Origin of the sequence: Christiangramia lutea (genome assembly GCF_022489035.1) — a bacterium.
GTDB classification, from domain to species: Bacteria; Bacteroidota; Bacteroidia; order Flavobacteriales; family Flavobacteriaceae; genus Christiangramia; species Christiangramia lutea.
In genome coordinates this window covers 612,291-629,356 of record NZ_JAKVTV010000002.1, presented here as the reverse complement: position 1 = coordinate 629,356, position 17,066 = coordinate 612,291, and the positions used below count along the sequence as shown (strand labels likewise).

Annotated in this window: 20 protein-coding genes and 1 other RNA gene; 14 read left to right on the top strand and 7 right to left on the bottom strand. The window is 38.2% G+C overall.

The annotated features are described in order from the left end of the window. Nucleotides 1-25: 25 nt before the first annotated feature. Nucleotides 26-1,309, top strand: coding sequence for an ornithine--oxo-acid transaminase (rocD, locus tag ML462_RS09225; RefSeq protein WP_240713516.1), 1,284 nt, complete (start codon nucleotides 26-28; stop codon nucleotides 1,307-1,309). A 66-nt stretch (nucleotides 1,310-1,375) separates the two neighbouring features. Here the strand turns inward: rocD and ML462_RS09220 are convergent, their stop codons facing one another. From ML462_RS09220 to ML462_RS09210, 3 genes are read right to left on the bottom strand one after another with little or no spacing between them, the layout of a single operon-like run. Beyond that, nucleotides 1,376-1,702: a CCC motif membrane protein gene (locus tag ML462_RS09220; protein ID WP_240713515.1), complete on the bottom strand. Its 327-nt coding sequence runs from the start codon at nucleotides 1,700-1,702 to the stop codon at nucleotides 1,376-1,378. Between the two features lie 14 nt (nucleotides 1,703-1,716). Then, nucleotides 1,717-2,010 carry a DUF2752 domain-containing protein gene (locus tag ML462_RS09215; protein WP_240713514.1) on the bottom strand — a complete coding sequence of 98 codons (294 nt, stop codon included), beginning with the start codon at nucleotides 2,008-2,010 and terminating at the stop codon, nucleotides 1,717-1,719. Then, nucleotides 2,007-3,752 (bottom strand): T9SS type A sorting domain-containing protein, encoded by a 1,746-nt coding sequence (locus tag ML462_RS09210; RefSeq protein WP_240713513.1) that lies wholly within the window; start codon nucleotides 3,750-3,752, stop codon nucleotides 2,007-2,009. Before ML462_RS09210 ends, ML462_RS09215 begins: the two co-directional genes overlap by 4 nt. Nucleotides 3,753-3,828: 76 nt before the next feature. Between ML462_RS09210 and ML462_RS09205 the strand changes: the two genes are divergently transcribed. Beyond that, the gene (locus tag ML462_RS09205) at nucleotides 3,829-4,029 is read left to right on the top strand and encodes a hypothetical protein (protein WP_240713512.1); all 201 of its coding nucleotides are present in this window, start codon (nucleotides 3,829-3,831) and stop codon (nucleotides 4,027-4,029) included. A gap of 2 nt (nucleotides 4,030-4,031) precedes the next feature. Further along, complete coding sequence (locus ML462_RS09200; RefSeq protein ID WP_240713511.1) at nucleotides 4,032-4,580, top strand: Smr/MutS family protein; 549 nt, start codon at nucleotides 4,032-4,034, stop codon at nucleotides 4,578-4,580. Here the strand turns inward: ML462_RS09200 and ML462_RS09195 are convergent. Next, nucleotides 4,577-5,596 (bottom strand): hypothetical protein, encoded by a 1,020-nt coding sequence (locus tag ML462_RS09195; protein ID WP_240713510.1) that lies wholly within the window; start codon nucleotides 5,594-5,596, stop codon nucleotides 4,577-4,579. The genes ML462_RS09200 and ML462_RS09195 overlap by 4 nt on opposite strands. Before the next feature lie 89 nt (nucleotides 5,597-5,685). Here ML462_RS09195 and ML462_RS09190 point away from each other — a divergent pair, with 89 nt between their 5' ends. Further along, nucleotides 5,686-6,834, top strand: a complete 1,149-nt coding sequence (locus ML462_RS09190) for a cysteine desulfurase family protein (RefSeq protein WP_240713509.1) — start codon at nucleotides 5,686-5,688, stop codon at nucleotides 6,832-6,834. A 180-nt stretch (nucleotides 6,835-7,014) separates the two neighbouring features. Here the strand turns inward: ML462_RS09190 and ML462_RS09185 are convergent, their stop codons facing one another. Next, entirely contained in the window at nucleotides 7,015-8,703 is a 1,689-nt protein-coding gene (locus ML462_RS09185) for a M23 family metallopeptidase (protein WP_240713508.1), read from the bottom strand. Nucleotides 8,704-8,886: 183 nt separating this feature from the next. On the opposite strand from ML462_RS09185, the gene ML462_RS09180 reads away from it, so the two are divergent. From ML462_RS09180 to rny, 4 genes are all read left to right on the top strand, one after another. After that, nucleotides 8,887-9,177 (top strand): hypothetical protein, encoded by a 291-nt coding sequence (locus tag ML462_RS09180; protein WP_240713507.1) that lies wholly within the window; start codon nucleotides 8,887-8,889, stop codon nucleotides 9,175-9,177. Nucleotides 9,178-9,187: 10 nt separating this feature from the next. After that, a complete protein-coding gene (locus ML462_RS09175) occupies nucleotides 9,188-9,481 on the top strand; it encodes a cell division protein ZapA (RefSeq protein WP_240713506.1) in 294 nt (97 codons plus the stop codon). A gap of 49 nt (nucleotides 9,482-9,530) precedes the next feature. Then, nucleotides 9,531-9,661: non-coding RNA, 6S RNA (ssrS, locus tag ML462_RS09170), on the top strand. A gap of 55 nt (nucleotides 9,662-9,716) precedes the next feature. Continuing rightward, nucleotides 9,717-11,279: a ribonuclease Y gene (gene rny, locus ML462_RS09165; RefSeq protein ID WP_240713505.1), complete on the top strand. Its 1,563-nt coding sequence runs from the start codon at nucleotides 9,717-9,719 to the stop codon at nucleotides 11,277-11,279. Between the two features lie 130 nt (nucleotides 11,280-11,409). Here the strand turns inward: rny and ML462_RS09160 are convergent, their stop codons facing one another. After that, nucleotides 11,410-12,357: an aldo/keto reductase gene (locus ML462_RS09160; RefSeq protein ID WP_240713504.1), complete on the bottom strand. Its 948-nt coding sequence runs from the start codon at nucleotides 12,355-12,357 to the stop codon at nucleotides 11,410-11,412. Between the two features lie 78 nt (nucleotides 12,358-12,435). Further along, entirely contained in the window at nucleotides 12,436-13,332 is an 897-nt protein-coding gene (gene xerD, locus ML462_RS09155; RefSeq protein ID WP_240713503.1) for a site-specific tyrosine recombinase XerD, read from the bottom strand. 107 nt (nucleotides 13,333-13,439) lie between these two features. Here xerD and ML462_RS09150 point away from each other — a divergent pair, with 107 nt between their 5' ends. The 6 genes from ML462_RS09150 to ML462_RS09125 all read left to right on the top strand — a co-directional run bounded on the left by ML462_RS09150 (nucleotide 13,440) and on the right by ML462_RS09125 (nucleotide 17,040). After that, entirely contained in the window at nucleotides 13,440-14,048 is a 609-nt protein-coding gene (locus tag ML462_RS09150; RefSeq protein ID WP_240713502.1) for a porin family protein, read from the top strand. A 118-nt stretch (nucleotides 14,049-14,166) separates the two neighbouring features. Beyond that, nucleotides 14,167-14,661, top strand: coding sequence for a hypothetical protein (locus ML462_RS09145; RefSeq protein WP_240713501.1), 495 nt, complete (start codon nucleotides 14,167-14,169; stop codon nucleotides 14,659-14,661). Between the two features lie 130 nt (nucleotides 14,662-14,791). Beyond that, nucleotides 14,792-15,199, top strand: coding sequence for a hypothetical protein (locus ML462_RS09140; RefSeq protein WP_240713500.1), 408 nt, complete (start codon nucleotides 14,792-14,794; stop codon nucleotides 15,197-15,199). Between the two features lie 116 nt (nucleotides 15,200-15,315). Further along, the gene (aroQ, locus tag ML462_RS09135) at nucleotides 15,316-15,753 is read left to right on the top strand and encodes a type II 3-dehydroquinate dehydratase (RefSeq protein ID WP_240713499.1); all 438 of its coding nucleotides are present in this window, start codon (nucleotides 15,316-15,318) and stop codon (nucleotides 15,751-15,753) included. Continuing rightward, nucleotides 15,746-16,489: a Dph6-related ATP pyrophosphatase gene (locus ML462_RS09130; RefSeq protein WP_240713546.1), complete on the top strand. Its 744-nt coding sequence runs from the start codon at nucleotides 15,746-15,748 to the stop codon at nucleotides 16,487-16,489. The genes aroQ and ML462_RS09130 overlap by 8 nt, the downstream gene beginning before the upstream one ends. Before the next feature lie 86 nt (nucleotides 16,490-16,575). After that, nucleotides 16,576-17,040, top strand: a complete 465-nt coding sequence (locus ML462_RS09125) for a hypothetical protein (protein ID WP_240713498.1) — start codon at nucleotides 16,576-16,578, stop codon at nucleotides 17,038-17,040. Nucleotides 17,041-17,066: the final 26 nt, after the last annotated feature.

Here is a 17,066-nt window from a genome sequence, read left to right as displayed (position 1 = left end):
ACTAATTCAAAAACGAAAAACTAACATGCCATTACCTAAAATTAATTCTTCAGAAGAAGCGATTGCACTTGAAGACCAACATGGAGCACACAACTACCATCCTTTACCTGCTGTACTAAGCAGAGGAGAAGGTGTTCATGTTTGGGATGTGGAAGGTAAAAAATATTATGACTTTCTATCTGCCTATTCAGCAGTGAACCAGGGTCATTGTCATCCAAAGATCGTTGGAGCCATGCATGAGCAGGCTTCAAAACTTGCTCTTACTTCAAGAGCATTCCATAATGACGTGCTTGGAGCTTACGAAAAATACGCCACCGAATATTTTGGTTTTGATAAGTTACTGCCTATGAACACCGGGGCAGAAGCTGTGGAAACTGCCATAAAGATCGCTCGTAAATGGGCTTATGAAAGAAAGGGTGTTAAGGAAACTGAAGCTGAAATAATAGTTTGTACCAATAATTTCCATGGTCGGACAACTACGGTGATCTCTTTTTCAAATGATGAGGGAGCCAGAAAGAACTTTGGGCCATATACCCCAGGATTTACTAAGATACCATATAATGATCCTGATGCTTTGGAGGCGGCTCTTGAAGCTAATCCTAATGTTGCCGGATTCCTGGTTGAACCAATTCAGGGTGAAGCTGGTGTTTTTACGCCTGCCGACGATTACATGAGTAAAGCCAAGGAGATCTGTAATAAATATAATGTTCTTTTCATGGCAGATGAGATACAAACCGGGATCGCAAGAACTGGAGGTTTACTTGCCGTATGCGGACATTGTACCTGTGAAGGACATTGCGAAAGGCAGGAAGAAACCTATAGTAAACCTGATATTCTAATTCTTGGAAAAGCATTATCTGGAGGTAATTATCCAGTTTCAGCTGTCTTAGCAGATAATGAGGTGATGGATGTAATTCAGCCGGGACAACACGGTTCTACTTTTGGAGGAAATCCTGTAGCTGCTGCAGTTGCAGTAGCCGCTTTAGATGTGGTTAAGGATGAACACCTTATTCAGAATGCAAGAAAGCTGGGGAAACTTTTCCGCAGGTTGATGGATGATTATATTAAAGAATCCAATATCGTAAACCTGGTTAGAGGTAGAGGACTGCTTAACGCGATCGTAATAAACGATTCTGAAGAAAGCTCTACGGCATGGGATATTTGTATGGCTCTTAAAGAAAATGGTCTTCTGGCGAAACCAACGCACGGAAACATCATTAGGTTTGCACCACCGTTGGTAATGAATGAAGAGCAATTAAGAGATTGTGTAGATATTATAACCTCGACCCTGAAACAGTTCGAAAAATAATTTGGTCTATATTATTGAATAAAAAATCCCGCAAATTGCGGGATTTTTTATTTCCAGGAGAATTTATCAACCTCCATATTCACGTAAGATCTCCTCCTGCATTTCCTGAATGCCTTCCAGGCCGCCGTAGGAAATAATAGCAATGATGGTGCTTATCATGCTAAGACCGCTTAAGACCAGGCCAATGATGGCAAGGATTCGCCCTGTTTTAACATTTTGATAGCCTGTATAAATTTCTGGATCGGCGTTATAGATTTCAACGGCCCTTTTCGCCATAACCAGGGCAATAATTCCGAAGATAATCCCGGCAACTCCATAACAGCAACAGCCAAGGATAGATAAAATCCCGAAAACTAAGATCAATGTTGAATTAGGTAATTCTCTTTTTTCCATAATGTTGTGGTTGGTTAGTTGAAAATATGAATCATTTTAAAAATGTATGAACCAGCAATTATAATAGCATTGAAAATTATAAGGCCAATTTTAATGTTATAGTCAAACTTAAATTTATAAAAAAGATTGAATACCAGGAATAGCAACAAAAATCCGATACTGTATATGGCCGGATACATAAAAAATGCCTTGCTGTATTCTCCCTGGAAAAGTAAAAATGCAGCACGTTGAGCTCCGCATCCTGTGCAATCCACCCCGAAAAAGGTTTTATTAACACAGGGAAGCATATATTCTTCTATTCCGTTCAATTTTTGACGCCTATTTTTTTCGTTAGTTCTTTGTTATCAGTTGTGTTTACCTTTACAATATAAACAGCGTTGCTCAAATTTGCTGTAGGAAGATTAAATTCTTTATTCTTTAACCTGAAATTTTCAGCATATATAATTTTGCCATTCAAATCATACAGTCTTAATGAGCTGATCTCTGAATCATACAACATTTTTACTTCCAATTGCTGATGGAAATTATTTTGAAAGATCTCGATAGAATTTAGGAGTATGTTTTCAGGTTTATCAATGCTTTCTGAAGGGCTTCCGATAACAGGCTTAGTAGTTTCCTCTGGTTGGTTTTCAATGAAGCTAAAGAAAAACCTGTCTGTATATTCTCCCATTTCGAGATGCATTTTTAAGTAACCAGTTTTAATATTGAAGTAAAGATCATCTCTGGAATCATAAATGAAAACCCTGGCGGGATCAAAATTCTGAAGATCACTAATCGAAAATTTAAGTTCTGAAGCTTGGTCTATTGAAACTTTTAATGGAATTAATTCTTCACTGATCTTAGGTCGTACGTTCACAACAAAAGGCTGGTTGCCAATTCCCCAGCTAATATCTTTAGGATTGATATTCATTTTCCTGGCGTCCATGGCGTGGTCTTCCTCTGTGCTAGCGTCTGGTCTGAATACCAATGCCAGTTTTTGAATATAGGTAGAGTCGATCTCGATAATTAAATTTAAGGACATGTTATTTTCTGAAGATTTAAAAACAGAAATATCAGTCTCTTGTTTCTGGTATAGGCGATGAGAATTCTTAAAGCTGATCATTCCCTCGGTTCTACCCATGATCATAAAACCCTGGGCAATGGGACTTATCTTTCTTTCATAATATTTCCCGGTTGTTCCCGTTTCGCTTCCATCAGAATATTTTTTAAAAACAGGTGGGACGTATACTCCGGTTCCGGGGGAATAAGTGCCGTAACCTCCTTCGTAATCTGCCAGGTAGTGAGAGTTTCCATTTTCCCGTGAATCCCAAAAATAGGCAATACCTGTAGTTGCAGTATTTTCAATTAAAAATTTATTTAGATCAAGCGCTGAGGGATAGGGATTACCTACCAGCAAAACCTGCTCTTTTTTTATAGGAAGCTCAATTAATCCATTCCCCGGGATACCCCTGAAATCGTATGTTTGTGAACTCCCGCTATTTATTGGTTTATCGTCAATAAGATTTGGATTATTTCCATTTACGCCTTTCATACTAAAACCTTCTCCCGGTAAAAGGTCAAAATTATCACCAGCAAATAACCAGTTTGAATAATTGTTTCCAGAGAAAGTATAGATCCAACGGTTTGATATATTAAGAGGTGTGCTTTGACCATCAAGGCCTGAAATCAAGTTTGATCTTTTGCTTATCAAATTACTTTGTGGTTCGTAAATATAATCGTCCAGTCTTCCGCCATTTACAAATACAGGGATAGACCAGTAATTATAATCATAGGCATTGGATGTTCCGGTTTGATAAACGGAAAGCTTCCCGGATCCCTTATTTTCCGAAGAATCTTTATCTCCTTGCAAAAGTTGACTGCCTTTACGGAGATAGATGTTAGGAGTTAATTTATCCTTTTTATTTTCAATCAAATGGACCTCGTCCTGTACAAATAAAACCCGGTCTTTTACATAAACATAGCTATCAGACTTTTCAGAAGGTGCAATATATAATTGAGCATAAAGTCCGCTAATGCTAAAAATCATTGAAAAAAGGAGTGGAAGCTTCATGAAAGCCATAAATTTGCATAAATGTAATTAATAATTCATTTGAAATCACCAATCTTTTAAATTTAACTTACTGAAAATGAATAACTCACAAGTGATAAACACGATTCTTATTCTTGTAGGAGGCGTATTGCTTCTTTATAGTATTTCGGCAGATGATGTTAGTCCGTATTTTAAGATCATTGGACTGGTGATTATTATGCTGGGACTTTACAGGGCTACAAATTTCTGGGTTGCCACTAAAGATGATCACAATGAAGATAATGAAACCGAAGGCTGAACATGGAATTAAAAGTAGGAGACAGGGTTGAGTTGCTGGACGATGATCTCAGCGGAATTGTTCAGAAAATTGAAGGTGGAGAAGTGAAAATCAAAACAGAAGATGGATTTGAGATGGATTTTCCTTCAGATCAACTTGTGAAGATCAAAGAAGACATTAATGAGATTGATGTTCAGGAATTTGATTTTAATGAAATATTAAAGGAAAAGACTCCGGCAAAAAAGAAGCAATTTCCCAGATCCAAACCTAAAGATAAAGGTGCACCGCCTATGGAAGTTGATCTGCATATTAACCAGCTTGTGAAATCTTCGCGGGGACTATCCAATCATGAAATGCTGAATCTTCAGCTGGATACGGCAAGGCATAAACTTGAATTTGCGATAAGGAAGAGAATTCAGAAAGTGGTACTCATTCACGGAGTAGGTGAAGGGGTTCTGAAAATGGAATTAGAATATCTTCTTGGACGCTATTCCAATGTTAAATATTATGATGCAGATTATCAGAAATATGGCCTAGGAGCTACCGAAGTCTATATTTTGCAGAATCCTTAGTTAGTTTCTTCTGCAGGCTCCTCCGTTTCTTCTTCGTCATCTTCATCTTCTTCTCCGCAATTATTGGGATCCTGTTCCGGGCACAGAGGAAAAGGAATACTTGATTGTCCATAGTTTCCAAACCTGTAATTTTGAAAACGAATAGTTTCCCCGGTCTCAGGATTTCCCATGCTTAGATCATTGATCCTAACGGCATACCTGTATCTCCTGGTAATGTTATGCGGAATATACTCATCATGTTCTAATTCATCATCTTGTAGACGATTTAAATAATTTGAAATTCCTTCGGCGGTAGTGAATTGTTCCGGAGCATCAAGCCCTGTTTCTTCGCTTACTTCCAGTCTTGTTAATACTCCATCATTATCGTCATCATCGTCCAGATAATTAGGTATACCGTCTTCGTCGTGATCCCTTTCTCCGTCATCATTTAATGGATCATCGTTATCTGTGGCTCTTTCCGTTCTGGTTGTTACATTATCCCCATCATCATCAATATCCAGGTAATCCGGAATTCCGTCTCCATCGGTATCCTGCTCTTCCAGGTAATTTTCGTCTATGTTGGACAATCCATCACCATCTGCGTCCATATCGCCTCCAAGGTCCCCAAAATCGGTGAAAATAAGAACATTCCCACCTGTACTCACCCATTCTTCAGTTACCAAGGGAGAACTTGGAGGAGTAACACTGCAAAAATATTCGTCATTTCCACTAGGCAACTCTGAATTGTAGATCCTGTATAAAGCTCTGTTGTTATTATTTAAAGTAAATTCAATAGTATCACCTTCTTCAGGCGGAACTGGATTCCCGTTTTCTATAATTAGGTCGTTACTATCAAATTCAATAGAAAAACTTTCAAAAACATCCTGGCTGTTTATAGCATAAAAAACGTTCTTACTGGCCCCATCACAGAAACTCAGGTTGCTGTCCTCAAAATCGAAACTTGTAACTGTAATATCACCATCATCACAAGCAGTCATAAGCATCATAAGCGTTGCAACAAAAAATAAACGTTTCATAAATTCAGCTTTTTCAACAAAAATAAAGGAATCAAACTTATATGGAAGAGAAGTAGGAAATTATTTTATTTCGGTTAATTTTGCGGCCTATGGAAAATGTGTATTTTGATTCAGCAGCTACTACCCAGATAAGGGAGGAAGTGGTCGAAAAAATGACCAGCGTTTTAAAAGAAAATTATGGAAACCCTTCATCCACCCATAGTTTTGGGAGGTCTTCAAAATCGCTGATCGAACAAGCCAGGAAAACCGTTGCCAAGATTCTGAACGTAAAAGCTTCGGAAATTGTTTTTACTTCCGGAGGAACTGAGGCAGATAATCTTGCTTTAAATTCTGCTGTTCGCGATCTTAAAGTAGAACGTATTATTACCTCCAGAATAGAACATCACGCGGTGCTCTATACTGTAGACCAGCTCAAGGAATGTTTTAATGTAGAGGTTGAATACGTTGCCCTTGATGCAAAAGGAAATGTTGACCTAAAAGATCTTGAGGAAAGGCTTCAAGGTTCAGACAAGAAAACATTAGTGAGCCTGATGCATGTGAATAATGAGATTGGGAATATGATAAACCTTAAGAAGACAGCTAATCTTATTAAATCTTATGGTGCGCTGTTTCATTCAGATACGGTACAATCCATTGGTCATTTTAACCTTGATTTAGGTGAGATACCAGTAGATTTCACTGCTGTAAGTGCACACAAATTCCATGGCCCAAAAGGAGTAGGATTTGCTTTTGTTCGAAGCCATTCTGGTTTAAAACCTTTGATTTTTGGTGGAGAGCAGGAGAGGGGTCATCGTGCAGGAACTGAAGGAGTTCACAATATTGTTGGTTTGGAAGAATCTATTAAACTGGCTTATGAAAACCTTGAGGAAGAAAAGGAATATACGCTGGAACTGAAAAAGCATTTTATCAACGAGCTGAAAAAGGAAGTTCCCGGGGTGAAATTCAATGGTGAATGTGAAAACCTGGAGAAAAGCACCTATACTCTTATTAATGTTTGTCTTCCTCTTAGCCAGGAAAAGGCCTTGATGTTGTTGTTTCAATTAGACCTTAAAGGTATTGCCTGTTCTAAAGGCAGTGCCTGCCAGAGTGGAAGTGAGCAGGGCTCACATGTTCTTAATGCCTTTCTTTCTGAAGAGGACAAAAAGAAACCCTCTCTCAGATTCTCATTTTCGAGATACAATACCAAAGAGGAGATAGATTACGTGGTGAAAACCCTGAAAGAATTTATCGAGAATTAGATATTATCAAATCCGATTATAAAGAAAAAGCTGAACCAAACGGTTCAGCTTTTTTAGTTTGAAAAATAGTGCAAACGTCATTCTGAATTTATTTCAGAATTCCATTCAGGAGAATTTATTCTGATAGACCCTGAAACAAGTTCAGGGTGACGATCATAGAAAAGATTTAAGTCACCTCTTCTATTTTCTATAAAATTTTGCTGTATACGTGGTGGTGTTTCCTACATTATCTGTAACGATCACTTTAAGATCGCTTTCGGTTTCCGAAACTACATTGTCTGAAAAATAATGTGTGAGAGTGTTGTTCTTGTATTCATATTCCATTAAAATGAACTTTCCGTTTACAGTTGCTCTGTAGGCATCAATACCCGATAGGTCATCTGAGATCCTCACTTTTAAGGTTTCAATATTTGAGATCCATTGACCATCGTAGAAGTTTATCGGCGCAACCTTCGGAGCTACTGTATCTTTCGCGATGAAATATTTTCCGAAGGTTCTGGTTCCAGTGGTAAAACGATTACCCTTTTTTCTTGTAGAATTATAAATTGGTTTCCCATTATCTGAAAGCCTCGCGATAAATAGCTGTTCTCTTTCCTCTGCAGGATATTCGCTGACATCAAAACCAATGGTAAAGCTTTTATGCAGTGGAATATCATCTTTATGAACCTCTACCATATCCTCAGTGAAATTGATATCCAGGTAGGCATCTTTGTATAGACTTCCTCCGGGAATATAAACATCCATGATATTCCCTTTGGCTGAAAGTCCGTTATCTGCACTGGCAAGGAAATCTGTTTCCAGAGTCTCTCTCTTTTTAATATTGTCGCTAACCTGGCCTTTGATAGGAATTCGAACCAGTTTTTCGTTTCCTTTAAAATCGGTTACTCTAATTGTGTATTGATAGTCGAGGCTATCCTTAATATGTAATTTTCCTTCAGATTCAAGGTTCCCATAAATACTAAGTGGATTACCGGGATCTCTGAATAGTTTCTGGACGCGGTTTCGATTATTGGCATAATACTCATAATCTATAAGTTGATTTAGATGCCTTGTTTCTGAAAATGAAAATTTGTCGAAATCTATTTCAAATACCTGGTCACCATTCATGTCTGCTTCGATCCTGTATACGCCATTATGATTATACGCCATATCCTGCTGATCTACAGTAGATATACCAAAGCCTATTTCACCACAAGCTTCAACTTCCGGGGTAGTGTAACTACCATCGTTTTGAGGAATCAATCTCAGTTTCTGTCGCTCCTGTGAATTGTTAATATGAGCATCGTCACCAATAGGGTAGGCATATAAACCTTCGATGATCGGTTTACGTGAATCTGCAACGTCAAGGCCAAACATCTGGGCGTTCATAGGTCTCTGGGCAGCATCCCTGATCTCAAAATGCAGGTGAGGGCCACCGCTACCACCGGTATTTCCGCTATAGGCTATTAATTCACCTTTTTCAACCTTCAATTCTCCGGGTTCCGGAAACAGTTCAATTTCATAAGACTCCTTCTGATATTGATTTTTCCTGAGGTATTCTTTTAGCTTAGGAGCTAATTTTTGTAGATGCCCGTAAACAGTGGTATATCCGTTAGGATGTTGTACATAAAGTGCTTTCCCATAACCATAGTGCTGGATCTTTATTCTGCTTATATATCCCTCAGCTGAGGCATTGACCTCCAGGCCTTCTCGCTGCTGAGTTTTTATATCAAGACCACTATGGAAATGATTAGACCTTAGTTCTCCAAAAGTTCCTGCCAGAACGATTGGAACATTCAGCGGATTCTGAAAATAGTCTTGAGGAAGTTCGTTTTGTGCTTGTAAAGTAGAAAATAATACTAAAAATAGTAGGCTCGTAGCTTTCTTCATAGATCTGGATAAATTCAATTTAAACCTGGTGGTAAAGTTAATCAAAGTTATGTCAAAATTAAACAGCTTGATAACAGAGAATTATCCTCATTGTTAATTATTAATTTAAAACTGCTAAAAAAGTATTGGGATATTTCAAAGCGTATGTTAACTTTGTAAGGGTTCACATCGGTTTAAGCGCTTATGAGTGAAATAACAGAAATAGTTGATAACCTTGAGAATAGGATAAGTAAACTGCTTCATAAATACGATGTTATGAAACAGGCGAACGAGTCTTTACAAAAGGAATTGACGACTGTTAGATCTGAATACGGAAAACTGGAAGAAGATTTTAATGCTTCTAAAGATCAAATTCAGTCCTTAAAAGCTGCGAACGCGATGCTTGGCAGTACCGACCATAAAAGAGAAACAAAGCTCAAGATAAACAGCCTGATCAGAGAGATCGATCAGTGCATTGTTCAGTTATCTGAATAATTTTGAAATAATGGAAGATAAGCTGAAGATCAAAATATCGATCGCAGACCGCGTATATCCGCTAACCATTCATCCAAATCAGGAAGAAGGTTTGCGTAAAGCGGCTAAAAAGATCGAGGCGACGATCAAGCAATTTGAGCAAAGCTATGCCGTAAGGGATAAACAGGATGTTCTTGCAATGTGTGCATTGCAGTTCGCTGCCCAGACCGAGCAGAAAAATATCGATAAATCGAGCGAAATGATTGAAGCAGAGGAGAAGTTAAAGTCACTTAACGACTTGTTGCAGCAGCATTTAAGCTCATAAGTTCTTTAAATAAATAAGGTTACTGCCTGTATTAGTGCATTATTGGTAAACTCAACACGAATTCTTTAAAAAGGGTGAGTCTAGGTTGTAAAAGCGTGCCGTGTCCTGCTTCGGTTTTTCCGGACCAGGAGAGCGGATTCTTGATCAGCTTGTTAGCCCTAAACTTGATTTAAGGAGTTTAATACAATCACAGCTAATACAGGCTTTTTTTATGTATATATCTAAATAGAAGCGAATGGACATACTAATTATAAGCATAGCCGCAGTCATAGGTCTGGCACTGGGCTTTGCGATTGCAAAAACACTTGAGAAGAAGCAGGCCTCCAATACCATTGCCAGCGCGAAGAAAGAAGCGGCCAGTATACTTAAGGAAGCAAAAGCGGAAGGTGAAAGTATTAAGAAAGACAAGATCCTTCAGGCGAAAGAGAAGTTCATTGAACTAAAATCTGAACACGAAAAAGTGATCCTTTCCAGGGATAAGAAGATCAACGATGCTGAAAAAAGGATCAAGGATAAGGAGTCACATGTTTCCAATGAGCTTGGAAAGAATAAGAAACTAAACAAAGATCTAGAGGCTAAAATTGCCGATTATAATCATCGTGTAGAATACCTGGAGAAGAAACAGGAAGAGATCGACAAATTGCACAACTCTAAAGTACAGCAATTAGAAGTGATTTCAGGACTTTCAGCAGAGGAAGCAAAGGCCCAGTTGGTAGAATCCTTGAAAGATACTGCTAAAGCCGATGCTATGTCCCTGATCCAGGATACGGTAGAGGAAGCCAAGCTAACAGCACAACAGGAGGCTAAAAAGATCATTATCAATACCATTCAGAGAATTGGAACAGAAGAGGCTATCGAGAACTGCGTTTCTGTATTCAACCTTGAAAGTGATGATGTAAAAGGTAGGATCATTGGACGTGAAGGTAGAAACATTCGCGCTCTTGAAGCTGCAACCGGAGTAGAGATCATCGTTGATGATACTCCTGAAGCAATTATCCTTAGCTGTTTCGATTCGGTAAGGAGAGAAGTAGCGAGGTTGTCTCTGCATAAACTAGTGACAGATGGTAGGATTCACCCTGCCCGAATCGAGGAAGTGGTGAAAAAGACCAGAAAACAGATCGAAGAAGAAATTATCGATATTGGTAAGAGGACTGTTATAGATCTTGGAATTCATGGATTACAGCCTGAATTGATCAAAATGGTAGGTAGAATGAAATACCGTTCTTCCTATGGTCAGAACCTGTTACAACACTCTCGTGAAGTTGCTAAACTTTGCGGTGTGATGGCTGCCGAACTAGGATTGAACCCTAAACTGGCAAAACGTGCAGGATTACTTCACGATATTGGTAAAGTGCCGGAAACAGAAACTGAAGTTCCTCACGCGATCCTTGGAATGCAGTGGGCAGAAAAACATGGTGAAAAACCTGAAGTATGTAATGCCATTGGAGCTCACCACGATGAAATAGAAATGAATTCATTATTATCTCCTATAGTACAGGTTTGTGATGCCATTAGCGGAGCTAGACCAGGAGCAAGAAGACAGGTGTTGGATTCATACATACAGAGATTAAAAGACCTTGAAGATATCGCTTTCGGGTTTGGAGGTGTTAAGAAAGCTTACGCCATCCAGGCAGGTAGAGAATTAAGAGTTATAGTTGAAAGCGAAAAGGTTTCAGATGAAAAGGCATCTAACCTTTCATTTGAGATCTCACAGAAGATACAGACAGATATGACATATCCTGGGCAGGTGAAGATCACGGTAATTCGTGAGACCAGGGCAGTGAATGTCGCGAAATAAAAAATGCTTTACTTTGATTCATTAAAAAGGCCGTTCAGTTGAACGGCCTTTTTTTCTGTCAAGCTGAACTTGTTTCAGCTTCTCTCCATACTGGAGATCCTGAAATAAATTCAGGATGACTTAAATTGGACTAATCATCATAGATATTTTCATAGGAATTTCCTTCCATTTCAAAAAACTTTCCATTCACATACCTGAAATGATAATCCAGGTCTGCGATTTCTTTCATGTCATCTTCATCAAGCTGGTATCCTGCACTCATAAGATTGTCCTTGATCCTTTTCTCATTGGTGGATTTCGGGATCACCGCGGTTCCTCTTTGTTCGCTCCATTTGATCAGGATCTGTCCTGGAGATGCACCATGTTTTTTCGCGACCTTGTTGATTACCGGGTTTTCTAACAATGATGGTTCATCTGCCGCCTTCATTTCATCGGGCCTGTCGCCGCTTCCCAGAGGTGAATATGCAGTTACATTAATTCCGTTTTTACTGCAGAATTCCAGTAATTTATTCTGTTGCAGATATGGATGCAGTTCAACCTGATTCATTTCAGGGATCTCATCGGTATCGTTCATTAATGATTCCAGGGTTGGGATGCTGAAATTTGATACTCCTATATGTTTCACTAATCCCTGTTCTTTTGCTTTTACCATTTCATTCCAGGTTTCAATAAGAGGAACTTCTTCCAGAGAGAGAAAATCTTCTGCTTTTTCGGGGAAACCAACATCTGGTTTAAATGCTACCGGCCAGTGTATAAGATAAAGGTCCAGGTAGTCCAGTTTAAGGTCTTTCAGCGTTTGCTTTAATGCTGGAATCACGTCTTCTTTTTTATGAGCATTATTCCATAACTTTGAGGTTACCCAAATATCTTCTCTTTTTACATCTCCTTTTCCAAATACTTCGGAAAAAGCTTCACCTACTTCGGCCTCATTTCCATAGGTCGCTGCACAATCTATATGCTTGTATCCGTTGTTCAGTGCGATCTTTACTGCTTCGGTAACTTTTCCTTTTTCCGATTTCCAGGTTCCCAGGCCAATGGCGTCCATCGTGTCGCCATTCCTGAATTTCAATTTCTTCATAATTTGATTTTTTATGAAGTTACTAATTAAGCAATGCGGAAGAAAGCTGTTTTGCAGGTTTAGCAGAACTTTAATAATCTACTTTCTTGGATGGAATGTTTCCATGACTTGTCTAAGATGAGATCTGTCTACATGCACATAAACTTCTGTGGTTGTAATACTCTCATGTCCCAACATCTGTTGTATGGCTCTTAGATCGGCTCCATTTTCCAGAAGATGTGTCGCAAAAGAGTGCCTGAATGTGTGCGGACTCACTTTCTTTTTAAGACCTGCCGCTTCGGTTAATCGCCTTACAATAGTAAAGATCATCGCCCTGGTAAGCTTATTCCCTCTGCGGTTCAGAAAAAGTGTATCGGTCGCTTCAGGTTTAATGTCCTGGTGAATCCTCACCTGGTCTTTATAGATATTGATGAATTTTATAGTGTATTCTGAAATCGGAACAAACCTTTGTTTGTCTCCTTTACCGGTAACTTTTATGAAACCTTCATTAAAAAACAGGTCAGATAACTTTAGGTCTATCAATTCTGAAACACGTAGACCGCAACCGTATAAAGTTTCTATTATAGCACGATTTCGCTCTCCTTCATTTTTACTGAGGTCTACTGCCGCTATAATCTTATCCACTTCATCTATAGAAATCGTGTCTGGTAGTTTTCTCCCTATCTTTGGAGATTCTAAAAGATCTAAAGGATTGTCGTTTCGGTAATCTTCAAAAACCAGGTAGCTGAAAAAACTCCTTAATCCCGAAATGAGTCTTGACTGGGACCTCGGATTCAAACTTTTTGAGGAATTATAGATGAACTCCTGGATGGTTTTATCACTAATCTTAACCGGGCTCACCTCAATTTCATTAACGTTAAGGTAATTCATCAGTTTTATTAGATCGAGACTGTAATTCTCGATGGAATTAGCTGAAAGTCCGCGTTCAAGCTTTAAATAGTGCCGGTAATCCTGTAGCGCATTGTCCCATTTCATGTGTTAAAGATAATAAATAAGCTATACCAGTCTTAGTAATACTTTAGGCTTAGCTAACTTTTCTTTAACGAGTTGAGTCCTACTTTTGGCCGAAATAAAAACAGAAAATGATGAAAAGGACATTTTTATTAGTAGCAATTGCAATTATTGGGTTCGGTAGTTCTGTAGATGCACAGGAATACTGGAATTTTGGAGTTAAAGGTGGTGTGAATTTCACCAACATGACCTCAGATGGTTTTGAAGATAATAACAGCAGGACAGGTTTTCACCTTGGAGTTTTGGCTGAGATTCCGGTAGGCGAACGTTTTTCTGTTCAGCCAGAGGTGCTTTATTCATCCCAGGGAACTGAGGCTTCCAGAATATTTGCCGGAGATCGTATTACAGGAGAATACCAGTTAGATTATATACAGGTGCCTTTAATTGCTAAATTTTACATTATAGAAGGTCTCGCACTTGAGGCAGGTCCATCTTTTAATTTCCTGGTAGAGGAGGAATACGATTTTGAAAGCAATACTTTGAATTTTGAAACAGATTCTGAGTTCGCCAGTACTTTTGAATTTGGAGGTGCTGTGGGTGCTTCTTATAAATTCAATAATGGGTTTTTCCTGAACGGAAGATATGTTCTAGGATTTACAGATGCATTCGATAGTGACAATTTTGATGATGACGCTATCAAAAATAACGGATTTCAACTGGGCGTAGGTTTCCAGTTCTAGATATCTAACACCTATGAAAATGGAAAAGCGAAGATGTGAATCTTCGCTTTTTTTATATGCATCTGTAAATCAATAGCTTAAAATTGTATATTTAACTTGAACTATTAAATCGAACATTATGAAAAAGTTATTTCTTCTTATGGCCATTCTTGGCCTGGGGCTTACTTCTGTAAAGGCACAAAAACATTTTACTTTCGGTCTTAATGCAGGTATACCTTTGTCTGATGTAGAGGACACCCACAATTTTTACGGAAGTGCAGATATTGCATATAGAGTGGACATCATTAAATTACTTGATATTGGCGGCGCCATTGGATATTCTCATTTTTTTAAGGATAATGATCTACAGATCTTTGATGCTTTCGACCATGATGACCTGCAGTTTATTACTGCTGCCGGTACGGCGAGATTGAGGATACTGGCCATCCTTTTCGCAGGAACCGATCTTGGTTATGCTATAGGCCTGGGTAGTGATTCTGATGGTGGGTTATTTCTGCGCCCACATCTTGGAGTAAACCTAGGAATTGCCAATGTACTTGTTTCCTATACCAATATTTCTGCAGACGGTGATAATGTTGCATCCATCAACGGTGGAGTGGAGATCAAGTTTTAATAATATATTCATTTATATATGAGTGGACTATGGTCCGCTTTTTTTATTTATAAGCGTTAGCAATAATATTCTTATACGTCATTTCCTGAAATAGGTTTACTAAAAATTCAACCACTTAGTTACCTATCAAATGAGAACAACAAATCAAGACTGTCGAAAAAATTCCTTTATCGAATATTTACCTTCAGATTTTGATCTGAATCGAGGTCTTAATTATAATTATGGACTGGAAAATGGTAAGTACGATCTTGAAAAGATCCTACGCGGATTATATCTAAATAGTGAAAATTATTATTTTGAAACCCTGGGAACCAATGTTAAGGGTGGTGGATACATTTTTAAATATCAGAAAAAACAATCCAAAACTTATATGGTTGCGGGCCCTCAGTTTACTCAGCTTATTAATGTGAACGGGGAAAGGATCTATAATTTTGGTGTAAGAGCGGGAGTGGGACATGAGATCAACGATAATCTTAGTCTTGAAGCAAGATATTTTCAGAATTTAAATCCTAGATCTTATTCCTCTGGATATGATTAAGTTCAACCACCGGTTATGAATCCGCTTAGCCTGAAGATAAAAACAAGTTTTTGACCTGCCTGATTTTCAAAATTGAATTTCTGAAGTAAACGGAGCATTTTTTATATTTTTACAACATGAAGCTACTAATACTTAACGGGCCTAATCTAAACCTACTAGGTATCCGAGAACCTGAGAAATATGGTAATAAGAGTTTTGAAGATTATTTTTCTGAATTACAATTCAAATTCAGGAATATTGAACTGTCTTATGACCAGACCAACATTGAGGGAGAATTGATCGATATGATACAGGAAGCTAGAAAAGATTTCGATGGTATTATTCTTAATGCAGCTGCCTATACACATACTTCAGTTGGAGTTGGAGATGCGGTTGCTGCCATAAATATACCGGTAGTGGAAGTTCATATTTCCAATACTTTTTCCAGGGAAGAGTTCAGGCATAAATCCTATATTTCTCCAAATGCTAAAGGAGTGGTACTTGGTTTCGGACTTCAGAGTTATGACCTCGCCATCCAGAGCTTTTTGAACGAAGGACAAGATGAAAATGAATAAAGCATATTTGAACTGGAGCAGTGGAAAGGATTCTGCACTCGCCCTTTATTATGGTAGAAATCAAAACGATTATAAGGTTGAAAAACTTTTAACTACCATAAATAAAGATGTTGGAAGAGTTACTATGCATGGGGTTAAGAAGGAACTTCTGTTGCAGCAGGCTGAAAAAATAGGTATTCCCTTAGTTATTTCTGAAATAAGTGCGGAAACCAGCATGGAAGAATACAATCAGAAAATGAAACAAGCGACAAATGAGTTGATATCTGAAGGCTTTACCCAAAGCGTTTTTGGAGATATTTTTCTTGAAGACCTGAAAAAATATCGGGAAGATCAACTGGACTCGGTTGGCTTAGAAGCCGTTTTTCCTTTGTGGAAAAAAGATACCTCTAAACTTATTCAGGATTTTATTGATCTTGGCTTTAGAGCGATCGTGGTTTGCACAAATTCTAAATACCTGGACGACTCTTTTTGCGGAAGGATCATAGACCGTGATTTTTTAAATGAATTACCTGATAATGTTGACCCTTGTGGTGAAAATGGTGAATTTCATACGTTTGTTTTTGATGGGCCAATTTTTCGTGACCGGGTGAATTTTGAAATAGGAGAGAAGGTAAACAGATCCTATAAGCCCGCAGAGAAAGATGATGATAATTGCTTTCAGGATGAGCATGAAAGTTGGGATACCGAATTCTGTTTCTGCGATCTTATTCCGGTTTCTTCTGGAGGTCAAGGTTAAATTAACTATAATTATTTTATTTATAGCGTTTTATATTTCTGATTATTAATAAATTAGAATAACTAATAATCAAAAAATAGAACACCATGAAAAAATTACTAATACTTCCAATCCTTTTCCTGTTCGTTTATAATGGTTTTTCTCAGGTTTCACCTGAAGAGGTGGAATATATCCAATCTATCTTCGGAATGGAAAAAAGGGCTGCGGTGAAAGAAATGCTCAGTCTTAATGCAAATAGCGATGCTTTCTGGAAATTATATGATGAATATGAGGTTGAACGAAAAGACCTGGGTAAAGACAGGATAAATCTTTTAGAGAAATATGCCGACAATTATGACAGCATGAGTAATGAGGATATAGATGGGTTAATAAAGCAGTCTATGGACCTTTCAGCGAAGACCGATAAGCTTATCAATAAGTATTATAAAAAGATCAAGAGCGAAACCGGATCGGTACCAGCGGCTCAATTTTACCAGATAGAGCATTATATCTTAAGTGAAATAAGAGCTGGGATCTTAGGTGAGATGGAAATGATCGAAACTAAAGGATAATTGTAAAATCATAAATACACCGAAAT

What these genes read in the sequence shown, in the direction of transcription:
- ML462_RS09140 (WP_240713500.1), top strand. Translation starts at nt 14,792, where the DNA reads ATGAGAACAACAAATCAAGACTGTCGAAAAAATTCCTTTATCGAATAT.
- ML462_RS09180 (WP_240713507.1), top strand. Translation starts at nt 8,887, where the DNA reads ATGAGTGAAATAACAGAAATAGTTGATAACCTTGAGAATAGGATAAGT.
- ML462_RS09125 (WP_240713498.1), top strand. Translation starts at nt 16,576, where the DNA reads ATGAAAAAATTACTAATACTTCCAATCCTTTTCCTGTTCGTTTATAAT.
- ML462_RS09175 (WP_240713506.1), top strand. Translation starts at nt 9,188, where the DNA reads ATGGAAGATAAGCTGAAGATCAAAATATCGATCGCAGACCGCGTATAT.
- ML462_RS09205 (WP_240713512.1), top strand. Translation starts at nt 3,829, where the DNA reads ATGAATAACTCACAAGTGATAAACACGATTCTTATTCTTGTAGGAGGC.
- aroQ (WP_240713499.1), top strand. Translation starts at nt 15,316, where the DNA reads ATGAAGCTACTAATACTTAACGGGCCTAATCTAAACCTACTAGGTATC.
- rny (WP_240713505.1), top strand. Translation starts at nt 9,717, where the DNA reads ATGGACATACTAATTATAAGCATAGCCGCAGTCATAGGTCTGGCACTG.
- ML462_RS09145 (WP_240713501.1), top strand. Translation starts at nt 14,167, where the DNA reads ATGAAAAAGTTATTTCTTCTTATGGCCATTCTTGGCCTGGGGCTTACT.
- ML462_RS09200 (WP_240713511.1), top strand. Translation starts at nt 4,032, where the DNA reads ATGGAATTAAAAGTAGGAGACAGGGTTGAGTTGCTGGACGATGATCTC.
- rocD (WP_240713516.1), top strand. Translation starts at nt 26, where the DNA reads ATGCCATTACCTAAAATTAATTCTTCAGAAGAAGCGATTGCACTTGAA.
- ML462_RS09185 (WP_240713508.1), bottom strand. Translation starts at nt 8,703, where the DNA reads ATGAAGAAAGCTACGAGCCTACTATTTTTAGTATTATTTTCTACTTTA.
- ML462_RS09195 (WP_240713510.1), bottom strand. Translation starts at nt 5,596, where the DNA reads ATGAAACGTTTATTTTTTGTTGCAACGCTTATGATGCTTATGACTGCT.
- ML462_RS09220 (WP_240713515.1), bottom strand. Translation starts at nt 1,702, where the DNA reads ATGGAAAAAAGAGAATTACCTAATTCAACATTGATCTTAGTTTTCGGG.
- ML462_RS09130 (WP_240713546.1), top strand. Translation starts at nt 15,746, where the DNA reads ATGAATAAAGCATATTTGAACTGGAGCAGTGGAAAGGATTCTGCACTC.
- ML462_RS09160 (WP_240713504.1), bottom strand. Translation starts at nt 12,357, where the DNA reads ATGAAGAAATTGAAATTCAGGAATGGCGACACGATGGACGCCATTGGC.
- xerD (WP_240713503.1), bottom strand. Translation starts at nt 13,332, where the DNA reads ATGAAATGGGACAATGCGCTACAGGATTACCGGCACTATTTAAAGCTT.
- ML462_RS09210 (WP_240713513.1), bottom strand. Translation starts at nt 3,752, where the DNA reads ATGAAGCTTCCACTCCTTTTTTCAATGATTTTTAGCATTAGCGGACTT.
- ML462_RS09150 (WP_240713502.1), top strand. Translation starts at nt 13,440, where the DNA reads ATGATGAAAAGGACATTTTTATTAGTAGCAATTGCAATTATTGGGTTC.
- ML462_RS09190 (WP_240713509.1), top strand. Translation starts at nt 5,686, where the DNA reads ATGGAAAATGTGTATTTTGATTCAGCAGCTACTACCCAGATAAGGGAG.